Genomic DNA, 19868 nt, shown 5'->3' on the forward strand with positions numbered 1-19868 from the left:
GGGCATTTACAGGTAGGGCGCACTTGCATAAAACCGCTCGACCCGAAGATCAGGAAACCGCGAATGCTGCGTCGCCTCTATGATTGGACCATGTCGCTGGCGGCTCGCAAGTCTGCGGAGGCCTGGCTCGCCGTCATCGCCTTTATCGAGAGTTCAATCTTCCTCGTGCCGGCGGATGTCCTCTACCTGCCCATGGCGCTCGCAAGACCGGAGAGAGCGTGGCGGTATGCGACTATCGCAACGGTTGCTTCCGTTCTCGGAGGGATTGCGGGTTGGTTTCTCGGTTATTACGCCTTCGAGGCCATCGCCAGACCGATCCTAGAATTCTACGGCAAACTCGACGCCTTTGAGCGGCTGCGGACGGGCGTCGACTATCAGACCGTGCTCCTGCTGCTGGTTACTTCGGGTCTTGCCCATCTTCCGCCGATTAAGGTCGTCACCATCCTGTCCGGCGTCGCGCACATCAATCTGGGGCTGTTCATCGTCTCGGCCATTGCCGCGCGCGGCGGACGGTTCCTCCTGCTCGCCTGGCTGTTGCGGCGCTATGGCGCACCGATCCGCGACTTCATCGAGAAGCGGCTCGGCCATATAGCGGCGGCCGGCGCGGCAGTATTGATCGCGCTTTACGTGGGCTATCGCTACGTCGCGCACTGAAACGGAAAACGGCCATGAGTCTTTCTACATCTCTCGTCAAAAACAAGACGACCGTTGCGGCGGTGCTCTCCACTCTCGGCATGGCTTTCGTCGTCGGCTCGGCGCTCGCGTTCGAGCATATCGGTGGCTACATCCCGTGTGCGCTGTGCCTTCTTCAGCGAAATCCCTATTACATCGGCATCCCCGTCGGAATTCTGGCGATACTGGCGGGCGTCCTGAACCTGCCGTCGTGGATCACGCGCGGCCTGCTCGCGGTCGTCATGATCCTGATGATCGTCGGTGGGGGCCTCGGCGTCTATCATTCCGGCGTCGAGTGGGGCTTCTGGGAAGGACCGGCGAGCTGCTCGGTCGGCGGCGCGGCCCCCGCCACTGGGTCCGGCGACATCCTCAACCAGCTCAACAGCGTGAAGGGGCCGTCCTGCACCGAAGCCACGCTCCGCGTACTCGGACTCTCCTTTGCAGGGTGGAACGTGACCGGAAGCGTGATACTCGCGGCGATCGCGGCCTGGGGCGTCTTCGGCAAGCGCCCCTGACGCGGTTCAGGGCTGCAATTCGGAATCCCAGTAAAGGTAGTCGACCCAGCTTTCATGCAGATAGTTCGGCGGGAAGAGCCTGCCATTGTTGTGCAGGTCCTGCACCGACGGGCGATAAGGCTTTTGCGCCGGGAACATCTGCGCCTGTTTCGGAAGCTTGCTACCCTTCCGGAGGTTGCACGGCGAGCAGGCCGCGACGACGTTCTCCCATGTCGTCTCGCCGCCGTGGGCGCGCGGGATGACATGATCGAAGGTCAGGTCGTCGGTCGAACCGCAGTACTGACACTCGAAACGATCTCGCAGGAAGACGTTGAAGCGGGTAAACGCCGGATTGCGCGACGGCTGGACATAGGTCTTGAGGCTGACGACGCTCGGCACCCGCATCGAAAAACTGGGAGAAGAAACCGAGTGTTCGTACTCCGCTATGATGTTGACGCGGTCAAGGAAGACTGCCTTGATCGCGTCCTGCCAGGACCATAGCGACAAGGGATAGTAACTCAGCGGCCTGTAGTCGGCATTCAGCACGAGCGCCGGCAAGGACTGGGGCGAGACTGCAATCGTCAAGGGCGTCTCCTGAGCGATTCGGCATCCACCCTTGTATATTAGGTCCGTTGTTACAGGATTGTGAAGCAGAATAACGCACCCGCTGCAGAATGCGGCGTTTCGCCCGAGCGGGAAGCAAACCGGATTGCAGCCGCCGTCAACCGGACGGGTTTATGCCGGGAAGAGGCGCGGAGTCTCCCGCGTAATATGCCCAGAAAAGCCGGGCGGCGACAGAGCGCCACGGCCGCCAGGCCTCTGCGATCGAGGCCACCGCGGAAGGCGGCGGGCGTTCGGCATGTCCGAGCGCCTTGCCCACTGCGGTTCTAAGCGCGACGTCCCCTGCAGGAAAGACATCGGGATGTCCGCAGCAGAACATCAGGTAGACCTCGGCCGTCCAGGGGCCGATACCGCGATAGGACGTCAAAACGCCAACCACGCCCTCCGCCTCCCCGCCGTCGAAGGAGGCGAGATCGAGTTCCCCGGCCGCGATCGCCTCTGCAACCCCACGCAACGTCTCGGCTTTCGCCCGCGACAAGCCGAGACCACCGACGGCGGCCGGATCGAGCGACAGATAGCTCCGTGCCGTCGGATCGCCTGTCGCCGCGACGAGTCTTCTCCATATCGCCTCGGCACTCGCTCTCGACACCATCTGCGAAACAATGATCTGTGCGAGACCCGCAAACCCCGGCTCCATGAGTCGAAGTGGCAATCGACCGACGGCTCCGTGGAGCACGCGCAGTCGCGGGTCGATGTGGCACAACTCGCGAAGGCCGTATTCGACATCTTCCGCAGTCCGGATGATCCTCATTCGCCTACCGTGCTCCTCTTGGCGGCAGCGCTCCGTTCGTGCCAGAAGAGAGCATGACTGTCCTCGAGAATCAAAGGTCCGTTTTCCGCTTTGCGCCGAGCCCCAACGGGCGCCTCCATCTCGGCCACGCACTTTCGGCTCTGCTCAATCGGGATATGGCAAAGACTTCCGGGGGGCGGCTCCTGCTGAGGATCGAGGACATCGACCTTTCCCGTTGCACGCCGGAATTCGAAACGGCAATCTTCGATGACCTGACCTGGCTCGGTATCTCATGGGAAGAACCAGTGCGCCGCCAGTCCGAGCATCTCGACGAGTATCGGCAGGCCCTGCAGAAACTGATCGATCTCGGTCTGGCCTACCCGGCATTCATGAGCCGCGGCGAGGTGAAGGCCCATGTGTCCGAGGCCGAGCAGCGAGGCCAACCCTGGCCGCGCGATCCTGACGGCGCTCCACTTTACCCGCCAACTGACAGGGAGCGGCCCACGATCGACAAAGAGCGCCTTCTCGCTGATGGTCGTCGGCATGCCTGGCGTCTCAACGTCGCGAAAGCGACGGCAGAACTCGGAAGAAGGCTGACCTGGACGGAAACGGGCCATGGGCCGAAGGGCCACATCGCTGCGCGTCCGGAGGACTGGGGTGATATCGTGCTGTGGCGGTCAGACGCGCCGTCGAGCTATCACCTGTCTGTCACGGTCGACGATGCGCTGCAGGGCGTCACCCATGTGGTCCGTGGACTCGATCTTTTCCATGCGACCGCCGTCCACAGGCTTCTGCAGGAACTGCTTGGACTGCCCGCCCCTGTCTACCATCACCACCGGCTGATCCTCGGCGCCGACGGCCGCAAGCTTTCCAAGAGTGCGGGCGACACCGCACTCGCGGCACTGAGGGCGCAGGGACTGACGTCAGCCGACATCCGACGGCTGGTCGGCCTTGCGTGAGCGCCTTCGGGCATTGGCCATGCGCCGGCCGGAGAGCACATCGTATTTCAGGAGTGCGGCGTTGAATTCCGCGCCGATGATGAAGATAGCGCCGACCATGTAGAGGAAGACGAGCACCACCATGACCGACGCCAGTCCGGCGTAGGTTGCGGCGTAATTGGCGAAGGTAGCGAGATAGGACGCGAAGGCCAGGGCGCCGAAGAGCCAGAGCACCAAAGTCAGGAGGACGCCAGGGATAACGTCCCGCAATCGCCGGTGCCCGGCAGGCAGGCCGAGATGAAAGATAATCAAGCCGGCGGCCAGCAGGAGCAACGTTCCGTAGACCCTCCAGTTGGAGACGATCGCGAGAAATTCTTCAAGCAAGGGGAACCACTTGCTGGCAAAGCCAAGTGCAATCGGAACGGCAACGAGCAGCGCGCTGACGATCGCCAGGACCACGACCCCTCCGATCACGTAGGCGAAACTGACGAGGCGTGTGAGATACCACGGGCGGTCCTCCGTTACGCGATAGGCGCGATTGAGCGACACTCTCAGCGCTTCCACGCCGTTAGACGCGAAATAGGCCGCTGCCAGCACTGAAACGGTCAAGAGACCGCGCGGCACGGTGAGGACTTGCAGGACCTGCTCCGCAAGAGGTCTGGCGATCGCCTCGGGCCAGGTATCGAAAATGAGGTGGATCGCGGTATCGGCGAACGTATCCGCGCCGAAGAAGCCGGCAACCGCGGTCCCGAATATCAGGAACGGAAAGACTGCGAGCAGCGCCGAAAGCGCCACGTGACTTGCCATTGCCCAGCCGTCATCCTCGGAAAAATGCTTCAGCGCATCAAAGCCTACCTTGTAGAGCATGCGCAGGAATGCTGGCATTTCGTCTCCCGATTGTCAGTGCCGGTTGTCACCCGGAAGCGAATATGGGAAACCTCCGCGGCATTGTACAGGAAACATTCCATGGCGGACCGCCCCTGCATCATCGTTACCGGCTGTTCTTCAGGTATCGGTGCCTACTGCGCCGGAGCACTGCGTAACGACGGATGGCGGGTTTTTGCGACTGTCCGCAAGCCGGCGGATCTGGCTCCCCTCGAAGAGGCGGGGATCGAGGCCCTGTTGATGGACTATACCGACGGGCCGAGCATCGCGGCACTGGCGCAGGAGGTCGAAAGAAGGACCGGCGGACGCATAGACGCCCTCTTCAACAATGGAGCCTACGGCCAGCCGGGCGCCGTAGAAGACTTGCCGACCGAAGCGCTCCGGCGACAGTTCGAGACGAACGTCTTCGGCTGGCATGAGCTCACGCGGCGGGTCGTTCCGCTCATGCGGCGGCAAGGCCACGGCCGGATCGTACAGTGCTCCTCCATCCTGGGGCTCCTGCCCTATCGGTTTCGTGGCGCCTACACCGCCTCGAAATATGCGCTCGAAGGGCTCAGTCTCACCCTGCGGATGGAACTCGAAGGAAGCGGCATTCATGTCAGCCTGATCGAACCGGGCCCGATCGAGTCGCGGTTCACCGCCAACGCACTGACCCACATTCGCGAAAACATCGATCTCGAAGGCTCCGTGTATGCAGAAGAATACAAGCGGCAGCTCGCGCGCCTCGACGGCACCGGTCCGGTTAACCGCCACAAGCTCGGCCCAGATGCCGTCTATGTCGCCCTCAAGCATGCCTTGACCGCCGGGCGACCCCGCCCGCATTATCTCGTCACGACACCCGCCCGGCAGGGCGCTGTGCTCAAACGGCTCCTACCCGCCGATCTTTTCTACCAGCTGATGCGGTCGCTCAGCTGATACCAAGCCGAAGGGCCAAAGAGGAAAAATGTCCGCCTTCACAACAACACTCACGTTGATCGTCATGGGCCTCGTCGTCCTCGTGCTTATCCGAGGCCTGGTGAACATGATGAAAGGCGGCAGCGGCAACCGTTCGAACCAACTGATGCGCATGCGAATTCTGTTGCAGGCGGTGGCGATCGTCCTCATCATGGTCACCCTCTGGCTGACGGGCGGCGGACGCTGACGGGAGCGTAAGACATGGTCAGGTTGAATAAGATCTATACCCGAACCGGCGACGACGGCACCACCGCGTTGGTCAGCGGCCCGCGCCGTCAAAAGCATGATCTGCGGGTCGAGGCCTACGGCACCGTCGACGAAACGAATTCCGCGATCGGTGTTGCACGACTTCATACGGCGGCAACACCCGATCTCGACGCCATGCTCCTGCGCGTCCAGAACGACCTCTTCGATCTCGGCGCGGATCTTGCTGCCCCGGAAACCGGTGAAGCGCTGCCCTACGAACCCCTGCGAGTAATCGAGGAACAGGTCGTCCGTCTCGAGCATGAGATAGATCAGCTGAATGCCGGGCTCGACCCGCTGAAATCCTTCATCCTGCCGGGCGGGACGCCCGCCGCCGCTCATCTTCATCTTGCTCGCACGGTAGCGCGACGTGCCGAACGGATCATGGTCGAGCTTTCGCGATGCGAAGCGGAGACGGTCGGTGCTCCGGCACTCAAATACATCAACCGTCTTTCGGATTTTCTTTTCGTCGCTGCCCGGTTCGCAAACGCAGGCGGCAGGAACGACATTCTCTGGGTGCCGGGAAAGCACCGCTGACGCGATAAGGGCCGCCGATGTTCGTTCCCCTCCATGATCGCAACGGCCTCAAGCATATAAAACGACAATACGTGACCCACGGGCTGATCGTCCTCAACGTCGCCATCTGGCTCCTGACGGGTCCGTTGGCCACGGAAGACCTCGTTCAAGCGAGCGTCCTCGGCCTCGGCTTTATTCCGGCCGTCGTCTTCGGCAGTGCCGTGCTCGATCCGTCCCTCGTTCTTGTGCCAAGCCAGCTTACCTCGATTACCTACGCCTTCCTGCACGGGAACGTCGTACATCTTGCCACCAACATGCTGTTCCTCTGGGTGTTCGGCGACAATGTCGAAGACGCGCTCGGCCACGTCCGTTTCCTGCTCTTTTATCTCCTCTGCGCAGTCGCCGGCGCTTTCGCACACGGCGCTCTCGTGCCGACATCGCAAAGCCCGCTGATCGGCGCCTCAGGCGCGATCGCCGGTGTCGTCTCCGCCTACGTGCTGCTGCATCCACGAGTCCGGATCTGGGTTCTGGTTTTCTTCCGTTTTCCCCTGCCGCTTCCGGCCTTCATACCGCTGCTCTTCTGGATCGGTCAGCAGTTCTGGATGCTCGGTCTCAGCCAGGATGACAACGTGTCCTGGGGCGCTCACGTCGGAGGCATCGCCGCCGGCGCACTGCTGGTGATCTTCATGCGGCGCCCGGGAGTGCCTCTCTTCGACCGCGCGATCGTCACGCTGAAGGCGATAGAACAGCAGTCCGCCGCGCCGGCACGTGCGGAGGGAGACACACGAGACTCCATCGGGCGGAAGCCGTAACCGAGCTTGCCTTATCAGCGTTGACGTAAACGTAAACGTAACTTATTCATGCCGACCGATGCAACGAACCGGACGTGGGACGTTGTGTTTGGAGAAAAAATGCGTATCGATGTCGCCAACCGACAATCGGAGGACCGCTTTCAGGCGCATTTTCCGGCGGAAGCAGTGAAGGAAGGAACCCATGAAGATACTCGTGACCGTCAAGCGGGTCGTCGACTACAACGTCAAGATCCGTGTGAAGCCCGATGGATCGGGCGTCGAGCTTGCCAACGTGAAGATGTCGATGAACCCCTTCGACGAAATCGCGGTGGAAGAAGCTCTGCGCCTGAAGGAGGCCGGCAAGGCTTCGGAAATCGTCGTCGTCTCCATCGGTCCGGCCAAGGCTGAAGAAACGCTCCGCACCGGGCTCGCGATGGGCGCCGATCGCGCCGTGCTGGTTGAGACCGACGATGCCGTCGAGCCGCTCGCCGTCGCCAAGATACTGAAGGGCGTGATCGAAGCAGAACAGCCCGGCCTCGTCATCACCGGCAAGCAGGCGATTGACGATGATTCCAACCAGACCGGCCAGATGCTCTCGGCCCTCCTCGGCTGGCCCCAGGCGACCTTCGCCTCCAAGGTCGAGATCGGCGACGGCTCCGCCAAGGTGACCCGCGAGGTCGACGGTGGCCTCCAGACTATCGAGGTCAAGCTGCCGGCAGTCGTCACGACCGACCTGCGCCTCAACGAGCCGCGCTATGCCTCGCTGCCGAACATCATGAAGGCAAAGAAGAAGCCGCTCGACAAGAAGACCCCCGCGGACTTCGGCGTCGACACCACGCCGCGCCTCAAGGTCCTGAAGACCGAGGAGCCCGGCGGACGCAAGGCCGGCGTAAAGGTCAAGACAGTCGCCGAACTGGTCGACAAGCTCAAGAACGAAGCCGGCGTGCTCTAACGGATCCGGAGAGGAGATTTACAACATGGCCATTCTTCTTCTGGCAGAACACGACAACGCAACCCTGTCCGACCAGACCGCGAAGGCTCTGACCGCCGCGGCCAAGATCGGCGGTGACGTCCACGTGCTCGTCGCCGGCTCAGGCGCGAAGCCTGCCGCCGACGCGGCAGCCAAGCTCTCAGGCGTCTCCAAGGTGCTGCTCGCCGACGATGCTGCGCTTGCGAACAATCTGGCGGAACCGCTTGCGGCTCTCATTGTTTCCCTGGCCGGCGGCTACGACGCCATCGTCGCACCCGCGACTTCTATCGGCAAGAACGTCATGCCACGCGTCGCCGCACTGCTCGACGTGATGCAGGTCTCGGAAATCGTCGAGGTCGTTTCCTCCGACACCTTCAAGCGCCCGATCTATGCCGGTAATGCCATACAGACGGTCCAGTCTTCCGACGCCAAGAAGGTCATCACCGTGCGCACCGCCTCTTTCGCGGCTACCGGCGACGGCGGATCGGCTTCCGTGGAAACGGTCGCGGCTGCCGCAAACCCCGGCCTCTCGACCTTCGTCGGCGATGCGCTTTCCTCCTCCGACCGTCCCGAACTCACCTCCGCAAAGATCATCATCTCTGGTGGTCGTGCGCTCGGCTCCTCGGAGAAGTTCAAGGAAGTGATCCTTCCTGTGGCCGACAAGCTCGGTGCCGCCGTCGGTGCCTCGCGTGCGGCTGTCGACGCCGGCTACGCGCCGAACGACTGGCAGGTCGGCCAGACTGGCAAGGTCGTTGCTCCGGAGCTCTACATCGCTTGCGGCATCTCCGGCGCCATCCAGCATCTCGCCGGCATGAAGGACTCGAAGGTGATCGTCGCCATCAACAAGGACGAGGAGGCACCGATCTTCCAGGTGGCCGACTACGGCCTCGTCGGAGACCTCTTCGAAATTCTTCCCGAACTCGAAAAGGCGCTTTAACCGAAACCCGTCCCTTCGCACTTGCGAAAGGACTGGAAAAATCGAGCAAGCACGTCTATCAGTTTCTGCCGGGTCGATACTGTCGGCCCGGCAGATTCTTGTGGGACAGAGTGCGGCGAGGAGAGCGCGATGGGAACGGCAATCAAGAGCTTGGGCGTTGTAGGTGCAGGCCAGATGGGTTGCGGGATCGTTCAGGTCAGTGCACTCGCCGGCTATAAGGTCACCGTCTACGACCTTTCCAAGGAAAGGATTGAAGCGGGTCTTGCGACCGTCAACGGCAACCTCGCCCGGCAAGTGAACAACGGCAAGCTTTCCGAAGAGGATCGCAAGGCTGCCATGGCGCGCATTTCCGGCACGACGGACATAAACGACATGGCGCCGATGGATATGGTCATCGAAGCCGCAACCGAGGACGAAACGGTCAAGCGCAAGATATTCGCCCAGATCTGCCCGGTGCTCAAACCCGAGGCCCTCCTCGCCACCAACACCTCGTCGCTCTCCATCACGAGGCTCGCCGCAGCTACCGATCGCCCCGAGCGGTTCATGGGCATCCACTTCATGAACCCCGTTCCGGTGATGAAGCTGGTGGAACTCGTGCGCGGCATTGCCACCGATGAGACGACCTTCGCGACGGCCAAGGCTTTCGCCCAGTCGCTCGACAAGACGATCACGGTCGCCGAAGATTTTCCCGCATTCATCGTCAACCGCATCCTGCTGCCGATGATCAACGAGGCGATCTATACGCTTTACGAAGGTGTCGGCTCGGTGGAAGCGATCGATACCGCCATGCGGCTCGGCGCCAATCATCCGATGGGCCCGCTGCAGCTTGCCGACTTCATCGGCCTGGATACCTGTCTTTCGATCATGCAGGTGCTGCATGACGGCCTGGCCGACAGCAAGTACCGCCCCTGCCCGCTGCTGGTGAAATACGTCGAGGCCGGATGGCTCGGCCGTAAGTCCGGCCGCGGCTTCTACGACTATCGCGGCGAGACGCCGGTCCCGACGCGCTGAGGTCGATCGGCCGCTCGAAGAGTGTCAGAGCTTCACGGCGGCCGTAATCAGTGCCTGCGCGTCGCCGCTGTCCCATGCGGCGGGGCCGTTCATGGAGCCGAGAAGGCAGCCCTTTTCGTCGATCAGGAGCGTCACCGGAAGCCCGAAGGCAAGCCCCTGCTTCTTCAGAGCATTGAAGACACCCATCGTGTTGTCGCGATAAAGCCCGAGCTTGTCGACGCCGGTCTCGGCAAGAAAGGCCTTCGGCTTTTCCGCGTCACCCGTGTCGATGTTGATCGCCACGACCTCGAAATCCTTGCCGCCCATCTTCCCCTGAAGACTGTTGAGAGCCGGCATCTCCTCGCGGCAAGGCACACACCATGTCGCCCAGACGTTGAGGAGAACCGTCTTTCCGGCAAAGGCCTCGATTGCTACATCCTTCTCCGCGGCATCCTTAAACGCCAGGCCGGCGATCGAACGCGGTTCCGTGGCCGCGGTCATGGCGGCGACCTCGCCCTTCGCGACGGAATCAAGGCTCGCCGCCTTGCCGACCGCTCCTTCGCACTGGCCCGCCTCCGCAGCAACCTCGCCATTGCCAGACACGGTCTGCTTCACGTATACCGCTGCCGCGCCGGCCAAAATCCCGGCGACTGCCGCAATCGCAACCAGCTTGGCGGAAGGAAGTCCGAGGGGTCTTTTTTCTGTCATCAACATCTCCGGGATGGGCATCAAATGGCCGAGGACACAAAGGACACGCTGACCTCCAACCAGATGTGGGGCGGACGTTTCGCCTCCGGCCCTGCAGCCATCATGGAGGAGATAAATGCCTCCATCGATTTCGACAAGAAGCTTTATGCCCAGGACATCCGCGGCTCAATAGCGCACGCGACCATGCTTGCCCATCAGGGCATCATCGCGACCGAAGACAAAGACAAGATCGTTCACGGTCTGAACACGATCCTGTCAGAGATCGAAAGCGGCCGTTTCGAATTCTCCCGTCGCCTCGAAGACATTCACATGAACGTCGAGGCGCGGCTTGCCGACCTGATCGGTCCCGCAGCGGGACGCCTTCACACGGCTCGTTCGCGCAACGACCAGGTGGCGCTCGATTTCCGACTCTGGGTAAAGGAAGAACTGCAGAAGACCGAGGTCGCGTTGACCTCCCTCATCAGTGCCTTCCTCGACCGGGCGGAAGAACATGCCGAGACGGTGATGCCCGGCTTCACCCACCTGCAGACGGCCCAGCCGGTCACCTTCGGCCACCACTGCATGGCCTATGTCGAAATGTTCGGCCGTGACCGGCAGCGCGTGCGGCACGCAATCGAGCACCTCGATGAAAGCCCCATTGGGGCGGCAGCACTCGCCGGCACCGGTTACAACATCGACCGGCACATGACCGCCAAGGCACTGGGCTTCCGCGAACCGACCCGCAACTCGATCGACACCGTGTCCGATCGTGACTTCGCACTCGAATTCCTCGCCATGGCTTCGATCGCTGCCACCCATCTCTCGCGTCTGGCCGAGGAGATCGTCATCTGGTCCACGCCGCAATTCGGCTTCGTCCGGCTTTCGGATGCCTTCTCGACGGGCTCGTCGATCATGCCGCAAAAGAAGAATCCGGATGCCGCCGAGCTCGTGCGCGCGAAGACGGGGCGTATCAACGGATCGCTCGTCGCACTCCTTACCGTGATGAAGGGTCTGCCTCTCGCCTATTCGAAGGACATGCAGGAAGACAAGGAGCAGGTCTTCGATGCGGCGGAAAGCCTGGAGCTCGCCCTCGCCGCGATGACCGGCATGGTCCGCGACATGACGGTCCGGACGGACCGGATGAAGGCGGCCGCCGGCGCCGGTTACTCGACCGCGACGGATCTCGCCGACTGGCTGGTGCGGGAAGCCGGACTGCCGTTCCGCGAGGCCCATCACGTGACCGGCCGCGCCGTGGCGCTTGCCGAAGGCAAGGGCTGCGATCTGGCAGAACTTTCGCTCGATGAATTGCAGGCGATCAACCCGGCGATCACCGCGGGCGTTTTCGACGTGCTGACGGTCGAGGCCTCGGTCGCGAGCCGTAAGAGCTACGGTGGCACGGCCCCGAGCGAGGTACGCAAGCAGATTGGCTGGTGGCGCCAGCGCAACTGATCACCGTCCTTTGCATTGCCATCACGAGATTGAGGGTGCACAAGACCCCGCTTTTTCGATAGAGGCTAGATAAAGGTTTCCTCCGGTTGGGCAAAGTAATGGCTAGGGCGCTTCGAAGCTTGTTCGTAACGATGGGTGTTATGGCTGCGGCATCCGTGGCGCTTTCCGGCTGCGGCCGCAAGGCGGACCTCGACCCGCCGAATATGCCGGCTGCTGAACAGAACAAGCAGTCGACCAAACAGGAAGCCACTGTTCCGGACGATCCTTTTGTCCTCGATCCTCTTCTCTGACAGGTCCCCGTCGTGAACCACTTCGAATATCGTGATGGCGTTCTATACGCCGAGAACGTACCCGTTCCGGCGATTGCCGCAGCGGTCGGCACACCCTTCTACTGCTACTCGACGGCGACCTTGGAACGTCACTACCGGGTCTTCTCCAAGGCGTTCGAGGGCACGGACGCGATGGTCTGCTACGCCATGAAGGCGAATTCGAACCAGGCCGTGCTCAAGACGCTGGGACGTCTCGGCGCCGGCGTGGACGTGGTCTCGGAAGGCGAACTGCGGCGCGCACTGGCCGCCGGCATCCCGGGCGAACGCATCATGTTCTCCGGCGTTGGCAAGACCGTGCATGAGATGGATCTCGCGCTGGAAGCGGGGATCTACTGCTTCAACGTCGAATCCGAACCCGAGCTAGAAGTGCTGAACCAGCGGGCACAGAAGGCCGGCAAGGTGGCCCACGTTTCGTTCCGGATCAATCCGGATGTCGACGCGCGCACGCATGCCAAGATTTCGACCGGCAAGAAGGAAAACAAGTTCGGCATTTCCTACGAGCGCGCGCAGGCGGTCTACGCCCATGCCGCCACGCTGCCCGGCATCAAGGTCACCGGCATCGACATGCATATCGGCAGCCAGATCACCGAGTTGCAGCCATTCGAGGATGCCTTCCGCCTGCTGAAGGAACTGGTGGCGACGCTGCGTGCCGACGGACACGCGATCGAGCACGTGGACATCGGCGGCGGCCTCGGCATTCCGTATCACGACGATAACAATCCACCGCCGGAGCCGGACGCTTATGCTAGGATCGTCAAGGAGCAACTGAGCGGCCTCGGCTGCCGCATCGTCACCGAGCCCGGACGCCTGATCGTCGGCAATGCAGGCATCCTCGTAACCGAAGTCGTCTACGTGAAGGACGGCGGCGACAAGACCTTCGTTATCGTCGACGCTGCGATGAACGATCTCATCCGCCCGACGCTCTATGACGCGCACCACGAAATACGCCCCGTCGTGCTCTCCGCGGCCAGTGCGCCGAGGATCCGCGCCGACGTGGTCGGCCCCGTTTGCGAGACCGGGGACTATCTCGCACTCGATCGCGAAATGGCGATGCCACGCACTGGCGATCTGCTGGCAGTCGGCTCGGCCGGCGCCTATGGCGCTGTGCAGGCAGGCACCTACAACAGCCGGCGTCTCATCCCCGAGGTGCTTGTCAGGGGCGATGAATTCCATGTCATACGGCCGCGCCCGAGCTTCGAAGACCTGATCCGCCTCGATTCGCTTCCTGCCTGGCTCGACTGACGCCACGGGAACGCGAAAATGACGGGCGGCGGCGCTTTGCCCTCGTCTTCGCCACAAAGAATGCTATCCTTGGACCTCGCCAAGTCCGAGGCTGCAGAATTGTCGGCAGGACGATCGACGCCGAGTGAGAACCTTACGGATGAACGCTGCTCCGTCTGAAAGAGAGAGCACGAGACTTCCTGGAACCGATCTCAGGCTTGCGCGCCGTGTGCGTGCGAAGCGCGCGGTCGCGCGCCTCGTCCTCTTCATCGAACGTCTCGTACCACTTTTCCTCCCGGTGCTCGGCTTCGCGGCACTGTTCGTCTCTTTTGCCTGGCTCGGCCTCTACCGCATCTTTCCCGATTGGCTGCGTCTCGCGACGGTCTTCATTCTCACATTCGGTTTCCTGGCATCCTTGTTGCCGTTTGCGAAACTGCGCTGGCCCAGAGCCGACGAGGCCGACCGACTGCTGGAGGAGCGAAATCATCTCCCGCACCAGCCGGTCACCGCCCAGGATGACGTCCCGGCCTTCGAAACGGCATTCGCCCGCGCGCTCTGGAGCGAACACCAGAGACGTATGGCCGAGACGATCGCTTCTCTCGACGCCGGCACCCCACGCCCCGACATCGCGCGTCACGACAGGTTTGCACTGCGGACCATCCCTGCCTTGCTCCTGGTGACAGCTTTCGCCTACTCCGGTTCCAACGGAGCCGGCACGATTGCCGACGCTTTCCGCTGGTCGACATCCGGCGCAGCGGCACCGGACCTGCGCGTCGATGCCTGGATTACGCCGCCTGCCTATACCGGCAGGGCACCGGTTTTCCTGACGCGCCGGGAGTCTGGAGAGGACGGCGGGACACCTCCTGCGGTCAGCGTCCCCCAACACTCCAGAATGACGATCCGCGTGAGCGGAGGCAGCGGCGAGGAACAGGTCAGCTTTCAGCCCGTGAAGGCGGTGGAGGCTGTACCACTCGGAGCAGCAAAAACTGCTAACCCTGCCGGAGAACCGGCATCCGAAGCTGTCCAAGCCACAGGACAGACCTACGAGGCGGAACTCACCGAGAGCGGCGTGCTGGCCGTCGGTCCGGGCCGATGGACCATCGACGTGACACCTGACCAGCCGCCGCAGATTGCCTTCGACGGCACACCGCGGCGTAGCGTCAACGGTGCTCTCGAGATCGCTTTCAAAGGCCATGACGACTACGGCCTCGTCGAGGCACACGCCGAGATCGAGCCGACCGCCGCCAAACCCGACGCGACCCCGCTCTACCCGGCGCCCGAGTACAAGCTCGATCTGCCGCGTCGGAGCCCGCGCGACCCGAAGGGCACATCGAGCAGGAACCTGACGGAACATCCGTTGGCCGGACAAAAGGTAAAGATCACGCTGGTCGCCCGGGACGGGGCCGGTCAGGCGGGGCGCAGCGCTCCTTTCGAGATGACGTTGCCATCGCGAGAGTTCGCGCAGCCGCTTGCTGCGGCCGTCGCCGAGGAGCGGCAGGTCTTCGCACTGGATACCCGCGATCTTCCGAAGGCGATCGCGCTCAACGAAGCCTTGGCCATCAGGGCGGACGAGACGATCCCGAACCTCACGCATTTCCTGTTGATCCAGTCGGCTCAGGCGCGGATGAAGCTCGCACGCACAACGGAAGATCTGAAGGGCACCGCCGATTATCTCTGGGAGATCGCTCTCGGAATTGACGATGGCAACCTTTCGCTGGCCGAACGGAAGCTGCGGGAGGCGCAGCAAGCGCTGCAGGACGCGCTCGAGCGCAACGCTCCAGACGACGAGATCAAGAAACTTATGGACGAGCTTCGCGCGGCGATGCAGGACTTCATGAAAGCAATGGCCGAGCGCCAGCCCAATGCGGGCTCGGAGAACCGTCAGCAATCGGCACAAAACGTCCTGCGCCAGCGCGACCTGGAGAACATGCTGAACCAGATCGAGAATCTTGCCCGCTCGGGCAACCGTGATGCTGCGCGGGACATGTTGTCTCAATTGCAGCGGATGATGAACAATCTCCAGACCGCACGGCCGCAGCAGGGCAACCAGCAACAGAACAGCCAGGTACAGCAGCAGATCGACAAGCTCGGCGAACTGATGCAGGAGCAGCAGAAGCTCATGGAGGAAACCTTCAAGCTCGACCAGGCCCTGAAGGATCGCATGCAGCGTGGCGACCCCAGCGACGGTGAGGACGGCGAACTCACCGAGGAGCCGGGACAGCAGCCGGGCGGCCAACCCTCGCCGACCGACAACATGACTGCGGAGCAGCTACGCGAGGCCCTGAAGAATCTGCGGGCACAACAGGATGCGCTCGGGCGCAAGCTCGGAGACCTGCAGAAAGGCCTGAGCGATCTGGGTGTGAAGCCGGGCGAAGGCTTTGCCCAGGCGGAACGTGAAATGCGCGGTGCCGGCGAAGCTCTGGGCCAGGGCCAAGGCGAACGGGCGGTGGAAGGACAGGGCAAGGCGCTCGAAGCTCTACGCCAGGGTGCGCGCGACATGATGGGACAGATGATGCAGGCGATGCGCAACCAAGGTCAGGGCCAGGGCACACAGCAGGGTGACCAGACCGGCCGCGATCCGCTCGGGCGTCCCCGTCCGACCGACGGGCCGGAATTCGGCGACGATGTGAAGGTTCCCGACGAAATCGACGTCCAGAGAGCCAGAGAGATCCTCGAGGCGATCCGAGATAAACTCGGGAACAATCTCAGTCCCGAGCTGGAACGGCGCTATCTGGAACGATTGCTGGACATCCAATAGGCGGTGGAAGTCGTCCCGGCTTCAGATCGCAAGCGCTTGAGCCACTGCCTTGCGGATGTCGAGAAGCGAGAACGGTTTGTCGACCACGTCGACCACCTTCGTCATCAGGTCGTCAGCACGCTCGCGCTGCTCGGCGTAGCCGGTCATCAGCAATATCTTCAGGTCCGGAAACGCCGACGAGGCACGGTGCGCGAGTTCGATGCCGTCCATCACCGGCATGCGGATATCGGATAGCAAGAGATCAAAAGCGCCGTCGCCCAGCCTTTCCAATCCTTCGGCGCCGTCGGCGGCCTCTGCCGTATCATGCCCGTCGAGTCTCAGTGCACGGGCGACGAACGAGCGCAGCGAATCCTCGTCTTCCGTTATCAGAATCCTTGCCATGGGCATGCTCCCGTCATCCGTTCATATCGCTGCAAGTCACCAGAGTTTCCTTTGCGATCGGTAAACGGAAACGGCCGGTGACGGCGAGATGGTTAACAGGAACTTTGCAGAGGCGTGCTAGGCGTCGCCTTCCGCATCGCCGGTCACGACACCGACGAAGGGCAGCTCGCGGAATGCATAGGCCACGTCCATCCCATAGCCGACAACGAAGTAATCCGGGCACTCGAACCCGACGTAGTCAGCGTCAAACACCTCCTTGCGCTTCACCTTCTTGTCCAGGAGAACCGCGATAGAGACGTTGCGAGCACCACGCTCGTACATCAACGTCTTGGCAAACAGGAGCGTGCGCCCTGATTCCAAAATGTCGTCAATCAGCAGGACGTTGCGACCATGAACGTCGCTGTCGATGTCCTTGATGATACGCACCCCCTGGGACACGGTGCCTGTGCCATAGCTGGACAGCGTAATGAACTCGACCTCAGGTGCAAGTCCGGCATCATGCAGCGCCCGAATGAGATCGGCCGCAAAGATGAAAGAGCCCTTGAGAACGGAGATGACCAAAAGGTCCTCACAGGGACCGCTGGCAATCTCTGCAGCGAGTTGGCGATTTCGCTCGGCAATCTGCTCGGCCGTGTACAGGGGCTCGATGTTCTTTCCGCGGACGACGGGCATATTTCACTCCATGGGATGAAAGACCGTCGGCGACATGGTCGTGCCGACATGCTTGCCGACCCGCGATAACACAATCAGATGCTGCGGGCATCCTCGTCCGCGAAAGAAAGCCGCAGTTCCGGCAATTTTCCACCGGGATGCCGGAGGCGTGCGGCAAGACCCCGGCTCTCCCCCGCACCGATCGACCCGGTGGGAGTATCGATGAACGTACTGGCCACTACTTGGCCGCCGGAAAGCAGATCCGCTCGAACTCTCGGCATCGACCGCTGTCCCGGGCCATGATTTTCGATGATCGCATTGACGAGCAGCACCTGCATGCCGTTTGCATCCTGCGGCGTCAGCGTGACATGCGTGATGTCGAGCGCGACGGCGCGAATCGGCGAGGCCCGCTCCGGAGAAGCGAACAGACCTGCGGCTGTAAAGACGGCACCGAACACGAGCGCGACCAGAAACGCGAAGTTTCTATCAGACAGGCGTCCGAGTACTCCTTCGATACCGCGGACGACGCGACTGGCCAAGGCAGAAGAAGAGGAGGAGGACCGCTTTCGGGAAGCGGAGCTTAGAGGCCGGTTGTTGTGATTGTCGTTGCACCAGCTTTTGGCGCCCGCCGTGGGAATGTTCTTCGCGACGGTGACGAATTGTGCATCGGCGACGTCTGTCACGGACGTGCGGACCGGCGAAGTGCGCGCTACCCGGGAGGGACGCTCCGGTGGCAGCAGGTCGATGATTGTCTCGGCCGTCCGTCTGTGATTGCGGAATGCGCTCATCTTGCCCTCGCTGCGCGGCCCATCAAGGCGCCGCAAAACAGGCCATTGAAACGAATCCTCTCCAGTCGTAAATTTGAATGGTTAATGCTTCGCAAAGATTTGCCTGGAAGGCCGTCTTTCGACGCCAGTTTACCGTCTGTTAACCGAGTGCGTTAACAAGTCGCCAGAACTCGAGCACTGTCAGACCGGACCTGTCCGTTGATTCATTTCGAAAACGTCGGCCTGCGCTATGGAATGGGACCGGAGATCCTGAGAGATCTCACCTTCGACATCCCAAAGCGCTCCTTCCAGTTCCTGACCGGCCCCTCGGGCGCCGGCAAGACGACTCTGTTGCGTCTGCTCTTCATGTCGCTGCAGCCAACCCGCGGGCTGATCCGCAGCTTCGGCCGCGATGTGACGCAGATTCCGCGCAGCGAATTGCCGATGTTGCGGAGACGCGTCGGAATCGTCTTTCAGGATTTCCAGCTTCTCGACCATCTCACGACCTACGAGAATGTCGCTCTGCCCTTGAGAGTTCGGGGCAAGGACGAAGCTGCATATCGCAACGATGTCATCGAGCTCCTGAAATGGGTCGGTCTTGGTGAGCGCATCAATGTACTGCCGCCCGTCCTTTCGGGCGGCGAGAAGCAGCGCGTGGCGATCGCACGGGCACTGATCGACCGCCCCGAAATCCTGCTTGCCGACGAACCCACTGGGAATGTCGATCCGCCGATGGCGCGGCGTCTGCTGAGCCTCTTTCTCGAGCTCAATCGCCTCGGCACAGCGGTCGTCATCGCCACGCATGATTTTGCCTTGATGGACCAGATCGATGCGCGCCGCATGATCCTCACCGACGGACGGCTGGAAATCTATGATTGATCTGCAACGCCCGCTTCCCCGCAGCAAGCAGCCGCCGCGCCGGACGGAAATGCACGTCCGCCCCACGGCCCCGATCCTGCCGGCCTCCAACATACAGGGTAATGCCCTGATGGTGGTGATCGCCATCATGGCCTTTCTCGCCTGCCTGACGCTCGGCGCCGTCAGCATGGTGCGGGCGACGGCCGCCGGCTGGCAAAGCCAGATCTCCCGTGAAATCACCATTCAGATCAAGCCCGAGGACGGTCTCGACATGAACAAGGCGCTGGTTCGCGCCCGCGACCTTGCCTTGACCTTCGTCGGCGCCAAGAACGGCACGATCATGGACGACGATGCAACCGCCCGTCTCCTGGAACCCTGGCTTGGCACCGGGCTGGACATCAATGATCTTCCCGTGCCGCGCCTCGTCATCATCACCATCGACGAGACGCATCCGCCGGACTTCACAGCCATGCGTGCGCTGCTGAAGGAGGAAGTACCGCAGGCCTTCCTGGACGATCACCGCACCTGGGTGGACCGCCTTGTCTCCATGGCGCGGACCACCGTCCTCGTGGGTTCCGGCATTCTGCTGTTGGTCTTCATCGCCATGGTGCTGACCGTCGTCTTCGCAACGCGCGGTGCGCTCTCCGGTAACCGCCACATCATCGAGGTCCTGCATTTCGTCGGCGCCGAGGGCTCCTTTGTGGCGCAGGAGTTCCAGAAGCACTTCCTGAAGATCAGCCTCAAGGGCGCGGCCGCGGGAGGCCTCGCGGCGGCAACGCTCTTCGCACTGGCAAGCTACTGGCAGAGCCGATCGTTGGCGACACCCGAAAGCGACCAGACGGCGGCGCTCTTCGGCACCTTCAGCATTGGTTTCATGGGCTACCTTGGCATCTTCGCGACGATGATCGTCATTGCGCTGCTGACCACGCTTACCGCCCGCTTCACCGTCATCAGGACCATCTATGAAATCGATCTGATCCGTTCGGATCCTGCTCGCACGGATGGTCTGATCAGCGACTGAGGAAA

General features: G+C 62.1%; 23 protein-coding genes. 16 read left to right on the forward strand and 7 right to left on the reverse strand.

Annotated features, from left to right (window positions below):
* The first annotated feature begins 63 nt into the window (after positions 1–63).
* Both ACM6UT_RS09540 and ACM6UT_RS09545 read left to right on the forward strand, forming a co-directional pair.
* On the forward strand, positions 64–654 hold the full coding sequence (locus tag ACM6UT_RS09540; RefSeq protein WP_416797114.1) for a YqaA family protein: 591 nt from the start codon (positions 64–66) through the stop codon (positions 652–654).
* A 14-nt stretch (positions 655–668) separates the two neighbouring features.
* Positions 669–1187 carry a disulfide bond formation protein B gene (locus ACM6UT_RS09545; protein ID WP_416797115.1) on the forward strand — a complete coding sequence of 173 codons (519 nt, stop codon included), beginning with the start codon at positions 669–671 and terminating at the stop codon, positions 1185–1187.
* A gap of 6 nt (positions 1188–1193) precedes the next feature.
* Here ACM6UT_RS09545 and ACM6UT_RS09550 read toward each other — a convergent pair whose 3' ends face one another.
* Complete coding sequence (locus ACM6UT_RS09550) at positions 1194–1751, reverse strand: HNH endonuclease (protein ID WP_148154141.1); 558 nt, start codon at positions 1749–1751, stop codon at positions 1194–1196.
* Between the two features lie 136 nt (positions 1752–1887).
* Positions 1888–2538, reverse strand: a complete 651-nt coding sequence (locus ACM6UT_RS09555) for a DNA-3-methyladenine glycosylase family protein (protein ID WP_416797116.1) — start codon at positions 2536–2538, stop codon at positions 1888–1890.
* Positions 2539–2591: 53 nt separating this feature from the next.
* Here ACM6UT_RS09555 and gluQRS point away from each other — a divergent pair, with 53 nt between their 5' ends.
* Entirely contained in the window at positions 2592–3476 is an 885-nt protein-coding gene (gluQRS, locus tag ACM6UT_RS09560) for a tRNA glutamyl-Q(34) synthetase GluQRS (protein ID WP_416797117.1), read from the forward strand.
* On the opposite strand, the gene ACM6UT_RS09565 is transcribed toward gluQRS, so the two are convergent.
* A complete protein-coding gene (locus ACM6UT_RS09565; RefSeq protein WP_416797118.1) occupies positions 3441–4340 on the reverse strand; it encodes a YihY/virulence factor BrkB family protein in 900 nt (299 codons plus the stop codon). The genes gluQRS and ACM6UT_RS09565 overlap by 36 nt on opposite strands.
* Before the next feature lie 81 nt (positions 4341–4421).
* On the opposite strand from ACM6UT_RS09565, the gene ACM6UT_RS09570 reads away from it, so the two are divergent.
* The 7 genes from ACM6UT_RS09570 (at position 4422) to ACM6UT_RS09600 (ending at position 9762) form a co-directional block, all read left to right on the forward strand.
* Positions 4422–5255, forward strand: a complete 834-nt coding sequence (locus ACM6UT_RS09570) for an SDR family oxidoreductase (RefSeq protein ID WP_416797119.1) — start codon at positions 4422–4424, stop codon at positions 5253–5255.
* A 28-nt stretch (positions 5256–5283) separates the two neighbouring features.
* Complete coding sequence (locus tag ACM6UT_RS09575) at positions 5284–5481, forward strand: twin transmembrane helix small protein (protein ID WP_129333811.1); 198 nt, start codon at positions 5284–5286, stop codon at positions 5479–5481.
* A gap of 14 nt (positions 5482–5495) precedes the next feature.
* Entirely contained in the window at positions 5496–6074 is a 579-nt protein-coding gene (locus tag ACM6UT_RS09580) for a cob(I)yrinic acid a,c-diamide adenosyltransferase (protein ID WP_416797120.1), read from the forward strand.
* Between the two features lie 17 nt (positions 6075–6091).
* Positions 6092–6865 carry a rhomboid family intramembrane serine protease gene (locus ACM6UT_RS09585; RefSeq protein WP_416797121.1) on the forward strand — a complete coding sequence of 258 codons (774 nt, stop codon included), beginning with the start codon at positions 6092–6094 and terminating at the stop codon, positions 6863–6865.
* A gap of 181 nt (positions 6866–7046) precedes the next feature.
* Positions 7047–7796, forward strand: a complete 750-nt coding sequence (locus ACM6UT_RS09590; protein ID WP_182306098.1) for an electron transfer flavoprotein subunit beta/FixA family protein — start codon at positions 7047–7049, stop codon at positions 7794–7796.
* A 25-nt stretch (positions 7797–7821) separates the two neighbouring features.
* On the forward strand, positions 7822–8751 hold the full coding sequence (locus tag ACM6UT_RS09595; RefSeq protein ID WP_416797122.1) for an electron transfer flavoprotein subunit alpha/FixB family protein: 930 nt from the start codon (positions 7822–7824) through the stop codon (positions 8749–8751).
* 129 nt (positions 8752–8880) lie between these two features.
* A complete protein-coding gene (locus ACM6UT_RS09600) occupies positions 8881–9762 on the forward strand; it encodes a 3-hydroxybutyryl-CoA dehydrogenase (protein ID WP_416797123.1) in 882 nt (293 codons plus the stop codon).
* Positions 9763–9786: 24 nt separating this feature from the next.
* Here the strand turns inward: ACM6UT_RS09600 and tlpA are convergent, their stop codons facing one another.
* On the reverse strand, positions 9787–10449 hold the full coding sequence (gene tlpA / locus ACM6UT_RS09605; RefSeq protein WP_416797124.1) for a thiol:disulfide interchange protein TlpA: 663 nt from the start codon (positions 10447–10449) through the stop codon (positions 9787–9789).
* Positions 10450–10473: 24 nt separating this feature from the next.
* Here tlpA and argH point away from each other — a divergent pair, with 24 nt between their 5' ends.
* From argH to ACM6UT_RS09625, 4 genes are all read left to right on the forward strand, one after another.
* A complete protein-coding gene (argH, locus tag ACM6UT_RS09610; RefSeq protein ID WP_416797125.1) occupies positions 10474–11877 on the forward strand; it encodes an argininosuccinate lyase in 1404 nt (467 codons plus the stop codon).
* A 98-nt stretch (positions 11878–11975) separates the two neighbouring features.
* The gene (gene lptM, locus ACM6UT_RS09615; RefSeq protein WP_416797126.1) at positions 11976–12167 is read left to right on the forward strand and encodes an LPS translocon maturation chaperone LptM; all 192 of its coding nucleotides are present in this window, start codon (positions 11976–11978) and stop codon (positions 12165–12167) included.
* A 12-nt stretch (positions 12168–12179) separates the two neighbouring features.
* Positions 12180–13448, forward strand: a complete 1269-nt coding sequence (gene lysA / locus ACM6UT_RS09620; RefSeq protein WP_416797127.1) for a diaminopimelate decarboxylase — start codon at positions 12180–12182, stop codon at positions 13446–13448.
* Positions 13449–13587: 139 nt separating this feature from the next.
* Positions 13588–16185 carry a TIGR02302 family protein gene (locus tag ACM6UT_RS09625; RefSeq protein ID WP_416797128.1) on the forward strand — a complete coding sequence of 866 codons (2598 nt, stop codon included), beginning with the start codon at positions 13588–13590 and terminating at the stop codon, positions 16183–16185.
* A 21-nt stretch (positions 16186–16206) separates the two neighbouring features.
* Here the strand turns inward: ACM6UT_RS09625 and ACM6UT_RS09630 are convergent, their stop codons facing one another.
* The 3 genes from ACM6UT_RS09630 to ACM6UT_RS09640 form a co-directional block, all read right to left on the reverse strand.
* Complete coding sequence (locus ACM6UT_RS09630) at positions 16207–16566, reverse strand: response regulator (protein ID WP_129333822.1); 360 nt, start codon at positions 16564–16566, stop codon at positions 16207–16209.
* A 117-nt stretch (positions 16567–16683) separates the two neighbouring features.
* Positions 16684–17238, reverse strand: a complete 555-nt coding sequence (gene hpt, locus ACM6UT_RS09635) for a hypoxanthine phosphoribosyltransferase (RefSeq protein ID WP_416797129.1) — start codon at positions 17236–17238, stop codon at positions 16684–16686.
* A 74-nt stretch (positions 17239–17312) separates the two neighbouring features.
* A complete protein-coding gene (locus ACM6UT_RS09640; protein WP_416797130.1) occupies positions 17313–18005 on the reverse strand; it encodes a hypothetical protein in 693 nt (230 codons plus the stop codon).
* Between the two features lie 198 nt (positions 18006–18203).
* Here ACM6UT_RS09640 and ftsE point away from each other — a divergent pair, with 198 nt between their 5' ends.
* Together ftsE and ACM6UT_RS09650 are read left to right on the forward strand one after the other, a co-directional pair.
* Complete coding sequence (gene ftsE, locus ACM6UT_RS09645; RefSeq protein ID WP_129333825.1) at positions 18204–18863, forward strand: cell division ATP-binding protein FtsE; 660 nt, start codon at positions 18204–18206, stop codon at positions 18861–18863.
* On the forward strand, positions 18856–19863 hold the full coding sequence (locus ACM6UT_RS09650; RefSeq protein WP_416797131.1) for a cell division protein FtsX: 1008 nt from the start codon (positions 18856–18858) through the stop codon (positions 19861–19863). The genes ftsE and ACM6UT_RS09650 overlap by 8 nt, the downstream gene beginning before the upstream one ends.
* Positions 19864–19868 lie beyond the last annotated feature (5 nt).

Source organism: Ciceribacter azotifigens, from assembly GCF_048159625.1.
GTDB classification, from domain to species: Bacteria; Pseudomonadota; Alphaproteobacteria; order Rhizobiales; family Rhizobiaceae; genus Allorhizobium; species Allorhizobium azotifigens.

What these genes read in the sequence shown, in the direction of transcription:
- ACM6UT_RS09540 (WP_416797114.1), top strand. Translation starts at nt 64, where the DNA reads ATGCTGCGTCGCCTCTATGATTGGACCATGTCGCTGGCGGCTCGCAAG.
- ACM6UT_RS09545 (WP_416797115.1), top strand. Translation starts at nt 669, where the DNA reads ATGAGTCTTTCTACATCTCTCGTCAAAAACAAGACGACCGTTGCGGCG.
- ACM6UT_RS09555 (WP_416797116.1), bottom strand. Translation starts at nt 2,538, where the DNA reads ATGAGGATCATCCGGACTGCGGAAGATGTCGAATACGGCCTTCGCGAG.
- gluQRS (WP_416797117.1), top strand. Translation starts at nt 2,592, where the DNA reads ATGACTGTCCTCGAGAATCAAAGGTCCGTTTTCCGCTTTGCGCCGAGC.
- ACM6UT_RS09565 (WP_416797118.1), bottom strand. Translation starts at nt 4,340, where the DNA reads ATGCCAGCATTCCTGCGCATGCTCTACAAGGTAGGCTTTGATGCGCTG.
- ACM6UT_RS09570 (WP_416797119.1), top strand. Translation starts at nt 4,422, where the DNA reads ATGGCGGACCGCCCCTGCATCATCGTTACCGGCTGTTCTTCAGGTATC.
- ACM6UT_RS09575 (WP_129333811.1), top strand. Translation starts at nt 5,284, where the DNA reads ATGTCCGCCTTCACAACAACACTCACGTTGATCGTCATGGGCCTCGTC.
- ACM6UT_RS09580 (WP_416797120.1), top strand. Translation starts at nt 5,496, where the DNA reads ATGGTCAGGTTGAATAAGATCTATACCCGAACCGGCGACGACGGCACC.
- ACM6UT_RS09585 (WP_416797121.1), top strand. Translation starts at nt 6,092, where the DNA reads ATGTTCGTTCCCCTCCATGATCGCAACGGCCTCAAGCATATAAAACGA.
- ACM6UT_RS09590 (WP_182306098.1), top strand. Translation starts at nt 7,047, where the DNA reads ATGAAGATACTCGTGACCGTCAAGCGGGTCGTCGACTACAACGTCAAG.
- ACM6UT_RS09595 (WP_416797122.1), top strand. Translation starts at nt 7,822, where the DNA reads ATGGCCATTCTTCTTCTGGCAGAACACGACAACGCAACCCTGTCCGAC.
- ACM6UT_RS09600 (WP_416797123.1), top strand. Translation starts at nt 8,881, where the DNA reads ATGGGAACGGCAATCAAGAGCTTGGGCGTTGTAGGTGCAGGCCAGATG.
- tlpA (WP_416797124.1), bottom strand. Translation starts at nt 10,449, where the DNA reads ATGACAGAAAAAAGACCCCTCGGACTTCCTTCCGCCAAGCTGGTTGCG.
- argH (WP_416797125.1), top strand. Translation starts at nt 10,474, where the DNA reads ATGGCCGAGGACACAAAGGACACGCTGACCTCCAACCAGATGTGGGGC.
- lptM (WP_416797126.1), top strand. Translation starts at nt 11,976, where the DNA reads ATGGCTAGGGCGCTTCGAAGCTTGTTCGTAACGATGGGTGTTATGGCT.
- ACM6UT_RS09625 (WP_416797128.1), top strand. Translation starts at nt 13,588, where the DNA reads ATGAACGCTGCTCCGTCTGAAAGAGAGAGCACGAGACTTCCTGGAACC.
- ACM6UT_RS09630 (WP_129333822.1), bottom strand. Translation starts at nt 16,566, where the DNA reads ATGGCAAGGATTCTGATAACGGAAGACGAGGATTCGCTGCGCTCGTTC.
- hpt (WP_416797129.1), bottom strand. Translation starts at nt 17,238, where the DNA reads ATGCCCGTCGTCCGCGGAAAGAACATCGAGCCCCTGTACACGGCCGAG.
- ACM6UT_RS09640 (WP_416797130.1), bottom strand. Translation starts at nt 18,005, where the DNA reads ATGAGCGCATTCCGCAATCACAGACGGACGGCCGAGACAATCATCGAC.
- ACM6UT_RS09650 (WP_416797131.1), top strand. Translation starts at nt 18,856, where the DNA reads ATGATTGATCTGCAACGCCCGCTTCCCCGCAGCAAGCAGCCGCCGCGC.